At 54.6% G+C, this 10,591-nt stretch carries 10 protein-coding genes; 6 read left to right on the plus strand and 4 right to left on the minus strand.

Annotated features, from left to right (window positions below):
• The first annotated feature begins 176 nt into the window (after positions 1-176).
• The 5 genes from ABX962_RS19270 to ABX962_RS19290 all read left to right on the plus strand — a co-directional run bounded on the left by ABX962_RS19270 (position 177) and on the right by ABX962_RS19290 (position 5,121).
• A complete protein-coding gene (locus ABX962_RS19270; RefSeq protein WP_372721659.1) occupies positions 177-1,331 on the plus strand; it encodes a hypothetical protein in 1,155 nt (384 codons plus the stop codon).
• A gap of 508 nt (positions 1,332-1,839) precedes the next feature.
• Positions 1,840-3,099 (plus strand): beta-ketoacyl-[acyl-carrier-protein] synthase family protein, encoded by a 1,260-nt coding sequence (locus ABX962_RS19275; protein ID WP_339938114.1) that lies wholly within the window; start codon positions 1,840-1,842, stop codon positions 3,097-3,099.
• Positions 3,100-3,156: 57 nt separating this feature from the next.
• Positions 3,157-3,417: an acyl carrier protein gene (locus tag ABX962_RS19280; protein WP_008695476.1), complete on the plus strand. Its 261-nt coding sequence runs from the start codon at positions 3,157-3,159 to the stop codon at positions 3,415-3,417.
• Between the two features lie 97 nt (positions 3,418-3,514).
• Positions 3,515-4,909, plus strand: a complete 1,395-nt coding sequence (locus ABX962_RS19285; protein WP_372721660.1) for a phytoene desaturase family protein — start codon at positions 3,515-3,517, stop codon at positions 4,907-4,909.
• A gap of 68 nt (positions 4,910-4,977) precedes the next feature.
• Positions 4,978-5,121: a hypothetical protein gene (locus ABX962_RS19290; protein ID WP_372721661.1), complete on the plus strand. Its 144-nt coding sequence runs from the start codon at positions 4,978-4,980 to the stop codon at positions 5,119-5,121.
• Positions 5,122-5,175: 54 nt separating this feature from the next.
• On the opposite strand, the gene ABX962_RS19295 is transcribed toward ABX962_RS19290, so the two are convergent.
• From ABX962_RS19295 to ABX962_RS19310, 4 genes are all read right to left on the minus strand, one after another.
• Positions 5,176-6,102 (minus strand): glutaminase, encoded by a 927-nt coding sequence (locus ABX962_RS19295; protein ID WP_372721662.1) that lies wholly within the window; start codon positions 6,100-6,102, stop codon positions 5,176-5,178.
• A 125-nt stretch (positions 6,103-6,227) separates the two neighbouring features.
• Positions 6,228-7,085, minus strand: a complete 858-nt coding sequence (locus ABX962_RS19300; RefSeq protein ID WP_372721663.1) for a transglutaminase N-terminal domain-containing protein — start codon at positions 7,083-7,085, stop codon at positions 6,228-6,230.
• On the minus strand, positions 7,082-8,056 hold the full coding sequence (locus tag ABX962_RS19305; RefSeq protein ID WP_339937951.1) for an alpha-E domain-containing protein: 975 nt from the start codon (positions 8,054-8,056) through the stop codon (positions 7,082-7,084). The genes ABX962_RS19300 and ABX962_RS19305 overlap by 4 nt, the downstream gene beginning before the upstream one ends.
• Positions 8,049-9,542 carry a circularly permuted type 2 ATP-grasp protein gene (locus ABX962_RS19310; RefSeq protein WP_372721664.1) on the minus strand — a complete coding sequence of 498 codons (1,494 nt, stop codon included), beginning with the start codon at positions 9,540-9,542 and terminating at the stop codon, positions 8,049-8,051. The genes ABX962_RS19305 and ABX962_RS19310 overlap by 8 nt, the downstream gene beginning before the upstream one ends.
• A gap of 351 nt (positions 9,543-9,893) precedes the next feature.
• Here ABX962_RS19310 and ABX962_RS19315 point away from each other — a divergent pair, with 351 nt between their 5' ends.
• Positions 9,894-10,418 carry a hypothetical protein gene (locus tag ABX962_RS19315; protein ID WP_372721665.1) on the plus strand — a complete coding sequence of 175 codons (525 nt, stop codon included), beginning with the start codon at positions 9,894-9,896 and terminating at the stop codon, positions 10,416-10,418.
• Positions 10,419-10,591 lie beyond the last annotated feature (173 nt).

Consider the following 10,591-nt stretch of genomic DNA (forward strand, 5'->3'; position numbering starts at 1 on the left):
CAACAGTCCCCCCGCGTTTGCCCAGTTTTTTCTTGCTTGTTTTGGGCCATGTCGTAGGTTTTCCTGGCGACTTATCTCGTTCAGGGATGAGCAAACGAAAAAATAATCCAAGATGCGGCCCCCAAGGCCGTGTCCAGCACGGGGAGCCAAATAGAGTGACTAAAATCAAATCAAAAATGCTTATCGCATTGGCAGCCATCGCGACATCGGTCGGTGTCCAAGCGGCAAACGCGGAATCGGTGGTTCGATTGCCTGCGAACAATTCCGTCAATATGCAGCAAGGGGGCCAGGTTCTTTTGCAGCTGGAGGTCCCTAGCGGTGAAAGCCGGCAATCGTTGTCGTACGCCACCGTGACGGTCGTCGATCGCAACGGCAGCGCTCGCAAATTCCAAGCCGACCAACAAGGCATCGTGCGGCTGACTGGCATCTCGGCTGAACCCTATGCCGTCGTTGCATCCAACGGGAACGCATATGGTTCGACATTGATGTTTGTGCGTCCCGAAGACGTTACCGCCGCGAATTCGACGCCGGCGCGGATGACGCTCGCTCAAGTCAACTCGAGCAAACTGATGCCGTGGATTGATCGCTACACCAAGCAGTTCTCGAATAAACACGCCAGCCAGCTGGGTGAGGTTGCGATCAACATCCCTACCGACACCTCGCGAACCGGCAATCGCATCGAACTTGCCGAAGACGGACAGCTCCGCGGCCAACTCGTTTCGGTGCTGACCCAAGGGGGCCGCGAAGTCTCGCTCGAGGGAACCGAAGTTGTTCTGATGCACCGAGGCGTGGCGGTTGGAAAAACGTATGCCGAGGCGGATGGTGCGTTCCAATTCAAAGGCGTTCGTAGCGGTCCCCACGGTATCGTTGCCGCGGGCCCCTCCGGCTATGCAACGCTGGCGTTCGAAGCCGTAGGGCAAAACGACGTGGCCAGCAAGCGAGAGCCTAGCCACCAGTTTGTTTCGGTGATGAACCGCGATACCTCAAGTTTGCTGCCTGTGGTGATGGTCCCTCCAGCCATGATCCCTGGCGTGATCGATCCGTTTGGTGCCAGCGTGATGGCCGAGCCTATCCCATCGGCTAACGGCAGCGAACTGACCGGATTCGGGCACCACGGCGGTGGCGGATTTCACGGTGGTGGTGTCCACGGCGGTGGTGGTGGCGGATTCGCAGGTGGCGGTGGTGGCGGAGTTGCTGGCGGCGCAGGCGGTGGCGGCGGTGGACTTGGCGGCCTCGGACTGCTCGGTGGAATTGGTGCGGCGATCGCGATCCCTCTAGCGACGGATGACGACGATACCCCAGGTTCGGTCGCATCACCTTCAGGTTTCTAACGAGACCCGCTTGCGGTCAAAAATGTAGCGATTGCCGTTTTGACAACACGATTCGATGACTTTGAAAACCGACGTCAACCTAAAAAGGGGGGCGTCGGTTTTTTTTGGGGGGGCTCGTAGCAAAAGTCACAAAGACTTTCGTCCGATTGATGTATGCCCCCCAAACTAACGCACGATTTCGGCTACGCGAAAAGGGCATTCTAGCTAGGCAGATTGGGATCTTACCCACTTTGTGACAGCCAGCTAACAAGATCAGCTTCCGGAGCAATCCGCATCGTCAACCGCCGCGAGAGGGACGAATCTCCCCAGATTCGCCTGGAAATTCGCATTCTACTAACGATTCCGAGCCGCAAGCGAATTTGAGGGCGTTGCCAATTTTTAACGGAATTGTTAGCCTGCGACACTTGCTGAACCAACCAAATCCACTGTTACGTTGCCTGTATTCGTACGGTTTTTAGAAGCCGTTCAGCTTCCCCCGTTTCAGTCACCCCCTTCGGCAGCTGCCTACGTGATTGCCCCGAATCGTGCATCTCAGCTTCCTGACGACCAGCGCATCGTCATTACCGGTATCGGTCTAACCGCTCCCAATGGGAACGATTGGACGTCGTTCCGCCAATCGCTGCTGGAAAAACGTAGCGGCGTCCAGCCCTACGAAATCCGCTATTTCGGCGAGACGCTTGCCGGCATTTGCGATTTCGACACCAAACGTTACCAGTCGAAAAAAGATGTCCGCCGCGGCACCCGGGCTGGCAGCGTCGGCGTCTACGTCGCCAACGAAGCGATCGCTCATAGCGGTTTAGACTGGGAAAACGTCGACAAGTCACGGGTCGGAATCTATGTCGGCGTGACCGAACACGGCAATGTCGAAACCGAAAACGAAATCTATGTCATCAAAGGTTTCGACTACGACACCAGCTGCTGGTCGCATCACCACAATCCGCGTACCGTCGCCAACAACCCGGCAGGCGAAATCTCGCTGAATCTTGGTGTGACCGGTCCCCATTACACGATCGGGGCTGCCTGTGCCGCCGGTAATGCGGGGCTGATCCAAGGCGCTCAGATGCTGCGGCTGAACGAATGCGACATTGCGATCGCCGGCGGGACCAGCGAAAGCATTCATACGTTTGGTATTTTCGCCAGCTTTAATAGCCAAAACGCTTTGGCCACGCACGAAGATCCCACCAAGGCGTCTCGTCCGTTCGATGTCGACCGCAACGGCATCGTGGTTGCCGAAGGCGGATGTTTGTACACGCTCGAGCGGCTCAGTGACGCAAAGGCTCGCGGAGCCGAAATTTACGGCGAGCTGGTCGGTTACGCGATCAACACCGACGCGACCGACTTTGTCTTGCCCAACCCCGAGCGACAAGCTCAATGCGTCGAGATGGCGCTGAAGCGAGCCGGGCTGGATGCCGAGCAGATCGATATCGTTAGCACGCATGCCACCGGCACCAGCAGCGGTGATGCCCAGGAATGTAAAGCGCTTCGCAGCGTGTTCGGAAACTGCAGCACGGTTCGATTCAACAACACAAAAAGCTATATTGGGCACGCCATGGGAGCTGCCGGTGCCCTGGAACTTGCCGGCAACTTATCATCCTTTCGTGATCGAGTGGTCCATCCGACGATCAATGTCGATAAACTTGACCCGGATTGTGATCTCAATGGGCTCGTGATCAACGAGCCTCAAGAGGTGGCCCAAGTCGACTACGTGCTGAACAATTCCTTTGGCATGCTGGGGATCAACTCGGTCGTGATTATCGGTCGAGTTTAGTTCGCGTTTCTCCATTGCAAAAATCTCTGTTTCCTATTCCTCCAATTCCAAAAACAAATGACCCCTGCTGAAATCCGTGACGAGATCCTAGATATTCTCGAAGACATCTCGCCCGATGATGATCTGGAAAATCTTGATGATGCGAAACCATTCCGCGAGCAATTGGAATTGGACAGCATGGATTTCTTGGACATTGTGATGGAGCTTCGCAAGCGTCATCGCGTTCAGATTCCTGAGGAAGACTACGGGAACCTCGCCAGCATGAGTTCGACGGTCAGCTACCTCGAACCGAAGATGAAAGACATCGTCAAGTCTTAGTTCGCTAACGACTTCTACGACGATCGCGGTATTTCACGCGGTGCATCTTGCATCGCATTTCTACGCCACGTTATTCGCCAGCAGTTAAGTTCACCCTTTGTACGATACGATTATCATCGGCGCGGGAATGAGTGGGCTTGCCGCCGGCATCCGCTTGGCCCACTTCGATCAACGCGTCTGCATTCTCGAGCGGCACTACACCATCGGTGGACTCAATTCGTTCTACCGCATGGGCGGTCGCGATTATGATGTCGGGTTGCATGCGATGACAAACTTCGCACGCAAAGGCGACAAAAAAGGGCCGCTAGCGAAGCTGATTCGCCAACTTCGTTTTCGCTGGGAAGATTTCAAGCTGGCCGAGCAGAACGGCTCGTCGATCCGTTTTCCCGACATGTCGCTCGATTTCGATAACGACATCACTCAGCTCGAAAACGAGATCGCCGAAAAATTCCCGGGCCAAATCGATGGTTTTCGCTCGCTCTGTGCCGCGTTGTTGGATTACAGCGACATGGATGGCGACGACCCTAGCTTCATGCGCTCGGCTCGCGAGGTGATGGCAACTCACTTGTCCGATCCGCTGTTGATCGAAATGTTGCTCTGTCCGTTGATGTGGTACGGCAACGCCCGCGAAAACGATATGGATTTTGGCCAGTTCTGTATCATGTTTCGCGCCTGCTACTTGGAAGGCTTCGGGCGTCCCTACAAAGGGGTGCGTTTGATCCTGAAGAACTTGGTCCGCAAGTTTCGCGGACTTGGTGGCGAGCTGAAACTACGCAGTGGGGTCTCGAAGATTCATGTCGACAATGGTCGCGCCGTGGGCGTCGTGCTCGACGACGGCACGATCATCGAAGGCAAGCGGATCTTGTCGTCCGCAGGCAATATCGAAACGTTGCGAATGTGTGACGATATCAGCGAAGTCGATGTCGCTCGCGCGGGCAAATTGTCGTTTATCGAGTCGATTTCGGTGCTCGACAAACTGCCCAAAGAGATCGGGTTTGATCGTACGATCGTGTTCTACAACGACAGCGATCGGTTTCACTGGGAACGCCCCGAAGATCGTTTGTGTGACGTTCGCACCGGCGTGATTTGTTCGCCGAACAATTACGTCTACGACGCCGAGGAAGGCGAATTGCCCGAAGGAGTGATTCGCATTACCACGCTGGCCAATCATGATCATTGGTGTGCGTTGCCCGAGGCGAAATACCGCGCCGAGAAAGTAATCCAGTACGATGCGGCAATCGAATCGGCGGTTCGTTTCATGCCCGATTTCCGTCGTCACGTGGTCGATACCGACGTCTTCACCCCCAAGACGATTCGCCGCTTCACGTGGCACGACAACGGTGCCGTCTACGGGGCGCCGGACAAGCAGCTTGATGGCACGACGCATCTGCCTAACGTCTTTTTGTGCGGTACCGATCAAGGCTTCGTCGGCATCGTCGGCGCGATCGTCAGCGGCATCAGTATGGCCAACCGCCACTGCCTGCAGGTCTAATGCTCTTGCTTGATGTTCACGGTTCGATCCGGAATTAGACCCATACCCGAAGCCGAATCGAAACAGAGATGATGACTACATTTACAATATCAATTGGCGTGGCTCTGGTATTGCTCGCTGCAATTTTATTCGCCGATTGCACGGGAAAGAAACGGTTTAATGATCGCATCCATCCCGATCAGGACTTTGTTCGCGACCTCGACTGCGGTTGATCCCTGCTTGTGGTCGAGTCACGAATTGGTTCTTCATCCTACCGAGCGCTGCCGCTAGACAAACACTGACCATCCCGTTTGCTGGATCAAAGTTTCGAGTGCAAGACTGCCGACTTCAGATGTTCCTGCCGTATTAAGACCCGGTGACCAGACGGCAATCGTGCCGTGCCTTGGGGCCACGACCAAGATGCCTCCCCCAACACCACTCTTGCCCGGCAAACCGATTCGATAAGCAAAGTCACCACTGTTGTCGTAGTGACCGCAAGACATCATCACGGCATTGATCCGGCGGCATGCCTCGCTACTAACCATTTGGACTCCGCTGACAGGATCGGTGCCATCGTATGCCAGGAACAAAGCGGCACGTGCGAGTTGGCGACAATTCATTGCAATCGCACAGTGTGAAAAGTACGCTTTTAGAGTCTCCTCGACCGGATTTCGCAGATTCCCAAATGATTTCATGAAGTAGGCAAGAGCACGATTTCGCGAGCCCGCCTCGGACTCGGAATGCGCCACAGCTTGATCCACGTGAATGGATGGATCGTCGGCGAGCGTTCGCATCCGCTCGATCAATTCCGCTATCATTGCATCGGAGCCTTGCTGCTCAACCAAGTGATCGGTCACGACGATCGCGCCGGCATTGATCAACGGATTGCGAGGGATTCCGCGTTCCAATTCGAGTTGCACAATAGAGTTGAAGGGCGATCCCGAGGGTTCGCGTCCCACGCTTTCCCAGAGCAATTCGCCAACTTTACGCAGTCCCATCGAAAGCGTGAACACCTTGGAAATACTCTGAATCGAAAAAGCCTCATCAGCCTCACCGAGCGTGTGAAGGTTGCCATCGCCAAGCGCCACGGCCAAACCAAACTTCATCGGGTCGATCGCCGCGAGCGCAGGGATGTAGTCAGCAACGCGACCTTGACCGCGACATGGCTCGACAACGCAATCAATCTCGCTCAGAACACTTTGCCAATTAATCAAGTCAATCTCAGTGAAATTATGTTTTCTAAAACGATCCTACTTCTCAGGTGAGGTTTCATCTGGTTGGCGTTGGTTCCGTACGGCAATCCCATCAGATCGATGGTAAGAGAAGCGGAGCAGGTCACTCAGGTTCCGTCGCCGAGTTTGCGAGTGACCTTCACCTGGTAATCGATAATTGAATCACCCGTGCCGATATAACAGCCCTCGGTTGGGGCCGCCCACTCGGGTTCAGGGCCCGCAGCAACCGGTATATGCGCGTCGGCAACGGCGATGCCAAGGGTTGGGTCATAGCCCCGCCATCCGCCGCCAGGCAGATAGACCTCGGCCCAGGCGTGAAGTTCAGAGCCATGCGTTCGGTTGGGTTCGTAGACATAGCCGCTAACGAAGCGGGCGGCTAATCCCTGGGTGCGACAAGCGTCCATGAACAGCGCCGCAAGGTCGCGGCAGGCACCTCGCTTCTCGTTAAAGGTTTTCGTGGGCGAGAAGGTGGCCCCTTCATAGCGACACTCCGTCGTGTAGTTGCGATTGATCTCTTCGCACAGCTTCAGTAGAAACGGTTGCGTTTGCCATCCAACGGATCCCGAAAGCTCGCCAGCCCAATGGCCAATCGTGAGATCCATCGTTTGTCGGTGCAAGTTCGGTGCAAGAGCTTGTCCGATACGAAGGTCATAGAACGCGGGCAAATTGGTCACTCGCGAATCAAGCGACAAGTAGTCGAATGGATTGATCCGTGACGCTTCGACTTCGGATTCAACGTTGATTGTCAGTTCGCGATGACTTCCTTCGAACGATACCTGAAACGCGACATTGCCGAACACATCTAAAATCGACGTCGATGCGGATGGATCGGGAGTCAGTTCGCAACGCCAATCAAGCACTCGCTGAGCACCGTCGCTGCGAGGACGCAGCCGGATGGTGAGCGGTTGGATGATCACGGCATCGTCGTATTGAAAGTGGATACGGTGCGAGATCTGGAATATCATTTGGCTTCGCGGCTACTGGTCGCGGCAACGGGTTTGAGCGCAAAGAAAGTCTCAGAGATCGCCGCGCCGACCTCATTCAGCTTGCCTTGAAAGTCGTCCAAGTATTCGTGCAGTCCGTCCTTGATAATCTCGCCAATCTCACCGTAGTCCATTTCGCTTCGCAATCGCCCCAGCCGATGTTCGGCGGGATTGCTAAATGTCGAGCTTTCGCTTCCCGTGATCGCTCGTAGCGAAACATCGGCATTGTTGACGCAGAAATGCATCGAACGTGCGAAGTGGCGATCGAGAACGAGAAACTCGACCACGCGATTCGGCTTGATGGCACGATAGCGTTTTCGATACATCTCAAACGCGCTGGCTGATTTCAACAGCGTTGACCATAAAAGCGCATCGTACGGCGACCCAACGTAATCCGCATGCGGCAACAACATAAAGTACTTGACGTCCAGGATACGCGCCGTTTTATCGGCTCGTTCAAGCATGCGTCCGAGTCGAGCGAAATGCCACGGCTCGGTGTGTGACATCGTCGATTCGCTGATTCCGGTACACAAATGGCTCGCGGATTTGATTTGTGCATAGAACTCGTGGGGCGAATCGATTGGCGTCGAACCAGCCGCGTTCTTGACAAGGTAATAGAAACGGTTGACCTGTTCCCACAGCTCTGACGAGATCGTATCGCGGACCGCACGTGCGTTCTCTCGAGCAAACCAAAGGCACGACAGCACCGAGTTTGGATTGTCGCGATCAAACGTCAGAAACTGAATGACATTTTGCTCATTCATGTCGTCGTACCGCTCGGCGAACATCTCTTCGTCGCCCGTGGTCGCGATTAGCGGTTTCCACTGTTTGACCGTATCGTCGGGGAAATCCAATGCCAGCGTGAAGTTGACGTCCACGAATCGGGCGACATTCTCCGCCCGTTCGATGTATCGGCTTAGCCAATAGATTGCATCAGCTGTCCGACTAAGCATTTTCGGAGTCCTTCAAAGTTGATTGCGATTGAGACTGTGTTTGAGCGGGTGTTGCTTTAGCAACGACCCAGGTGTCTTTGCTGCCGCCGCCTTGCGATGAATTGACGACCAACGATCCTTTGCGAAGTGCAACACGCGTCAGACCGCCCGGCATCACGAAGATGTCTTCGCCGTATAAGATGTAAGGACGTAGATCAACATGTCGCCCCTCGAATTGATCGTTGACGATCGTGGGGGCTCGCGACAGCGCCAGCGTTGGTTGGGCGATGAAATCGCGTGGATTTGCTTTGATCTGTGCGGCGAACTCGTCTTGCTCTTTCTTGGTCGAGTGTGGCCCAATCAACATTCCGTAACCACCGGACAGATTGACCGCTTTGACGACCAATTTGTCCAGGTTCGCCAGCACATGTTTTAGCTGCTCCGGTTCCGAACAAAGGAACGTGGGCACGTTCGGAATGATTGTGTCTTGTTTCAGATAGTACTTGATGATTTCAGGGACGTAGGCGTAGACCGCTTTGTCGTCCGCGATGCCGGTGCCCGGCGCATTGGCAAGCGCGACGCGGCCCGCCCGGTAGGCTTCCATCAAACCGGGAACCCCCAGGCAAGAGTCTTCTCTAAAGGCCTTGGGGTCAATGAAGTCATCGTCGATACGACGATAGATCACATCGACTCGCTGGAACCCCTTTGTCGTCCGCATCATCACGAAGCCACCTTGGATGACCAAGTCGCGGCCTTCGACCAATTCGATGCCCATTTGCTGCGCCAAGTAGGCGTGCTCGAAGTAGGCTGAGTTGTACATCCCAGGTGTCAGCAAGACGACCGTTGGCTCTGCGACACCATCGGGTGCAAGATACTGAAGTGCCGCGAGTAAACGGTTCGGATAATCGTAAACCGGCTGGACTTGCATCGATTCGAACAGACGAGGAAACGTCCTTTTTAGAATCTCGCGGTTTTGCAACACGTACGAGACGCCCGAGGGGCATCGTAAATTGTCCTCAAGCACGTGAAGCTCACCCGAGTCATCACGCACCAAATCGGTCCCTGTGATGTGAACCCAAATGTCACGGGGCGGATTCAATCCGACGCATTGGTGGCGGAACGAATCTGCTGATTCGAGCAACTCGCGTGGAACCACGCCATCCTTGACGATCTTTTGGTCGTGGTAGATGTCGTTTACGAAGAGATTCAACGCCTCGATACGCTGCTTAAGCCCTCGCTCGATGCGTGACCAGTCGTCGGGTTCGATGACCCGAGGCATGATGTCGAACGGAAAGATTCGTTCGGTGCCCTCGTCTGTCCCGTAAACCGTAAAGGTGATCCCCATCTGCATGAACGCCGCCTCAGCCGCCTGCTGACGTCGATGCAAATCGCCTTCGGGTAACGACTCAATTCGCTGGATCAGCGGTTCGGAAACCTCGCGGGGAACGCCGGAAGCTTCAAAGATTTCGTCGTAAAAGCCGTCCGTTTTGTAGTCATCAAATTTCATTTGCTGATTTCGCCCTGCTAACGAACGCGAAATCGTTCGGTATTTTGTTCAGAGGATTGTAAGACTCGGATGCTTTGAGCTTAGCGTCAATCCGTCGGGTGTGCTACGGCGAATCATTGCCTTAAACATCGCACGGTCGCTGATATTCGTTACGTTAACGACTGCCAAGCTTGGCACCCTCCTGATAAGATCGATTGTTCCGCAGGTTTCTGAGGTCAAGTCATGACGGTTGCCGGACGACACTTGGCGTCGAAAAAAATGTCGAAGTGGGCGAAACACGTTGTTGTTAGGAAGCATTTTGGACGTCGCCCACTCAACGAAGAAGTTCGGCACTTTCAAATCGGTTCACGCATGAAAACACTTTGGCGTTGGTTCTATCGCACGGTCGTTGCGGTCGGTGTCTGTTTCTTTGCCCTTGCGTTGCTTGTGAATGTCACTGCCTCACGACCGTTGGTAACGCAGTCCGATGGCTATATTCAGCCCACCGTCACGGCAATGCAGAACACGCTTTCACATCAACTGCCAAAGTCTGCGACAGACTTCCGTTTCTGCCGGGCTTCGGTCGGGATGGGAGGTCGCTTGCTGCTGTATCGTTTTGCTGCTCCCGTGGACGAGCTCAACGCTCACGCGATCTCCGAGTTTGAAGCTCATTGGGATCGTACCGGCTACAAGGCGACTCGCAACGCTCCATCTCCGTTTGACGAACACGATATTAAACGCAATTCTGAGTTTTATGGTGGCAACGCTGATTGGATGCTGCCGGCCACCGATGCGATGGGCACACTTTACGAACCGGCAGATGGCCAGCTTTCGCATCGGCCAACTATTTTTGTGGATGAGACAAATCGGGTTCTGTACTTCCAAATGACTGATTGAGATGCTGCAGTAACTAGGTCGTGAACCGGAGCGTGTAATCCGTTTTGGACATCCTTTACGCATTTTTTTACATCTTTTAACCTTCTCCGGCTCATCCGATTGCGAGTAGAGCATGCGGTGCGATGAAGGCAGACAATGAGGTTAAACCGACGCGATGTCGTCACGCGGTTTGG

Origin of the sequence: Novipirellula sp. (genome assembly GCF_041583735.1) — a bacterium.
Taxonomy (GTDB): domain Bacteria; phylum Planctomycetota; class Planctomycetia; order Pirellulales; family Pirellulaceae; genus Novipirellula.

Coding starts and splice junctions, on each gene's coding strand:
- ABX962_RS19310 (WP_372721664.1), bottom strand. CDS start 9,542: ATGAAATTTGATGACTACAAAACGGACGGCTTTTACGACGAAATCTTT.
- ABX962_RS19300 (WP_372721663.1), bottom strand. CDS start 7,085: ATGATATTCCAGATCTCGCACCGTATCCACTTTCAATACGACGATGCC.
- ABX962_RS19290 (WP_372721661.1), top strand. CDS start 4,978: ATGATGACTACATTTACAATATCAATTGGCGTGGCTCTGGTATTGCTC.
- ABX962_RS19280 (WP_008695476.1), top strand. CDS start 3,157: ATGACCCCTGCTGAAATCCGTGACGAGATCCTAGATATTCTCGAAGAC.
- ABX962_RS19315 (WP_372721665.1), top strand. CDS start 9,894: ATGAAAACACTTTGGCGTTGGTTCTATCGCACGGTCGTTGCGGTCGGT.
- ABX962_RS19305 (WP_339937951.1), bottom strand. CDS start 8,056: ATGCTTAGTCGGACAGCTGATGCAATCTATTGGCTAAGCCGATACATC.
- ABX962_RS19270 (WP_372721659.1), top strand. CDS start 177: ATGCTTATCGCATTGGCAGCCATCGCGACATCGGTCGGTGTCCAAGCG.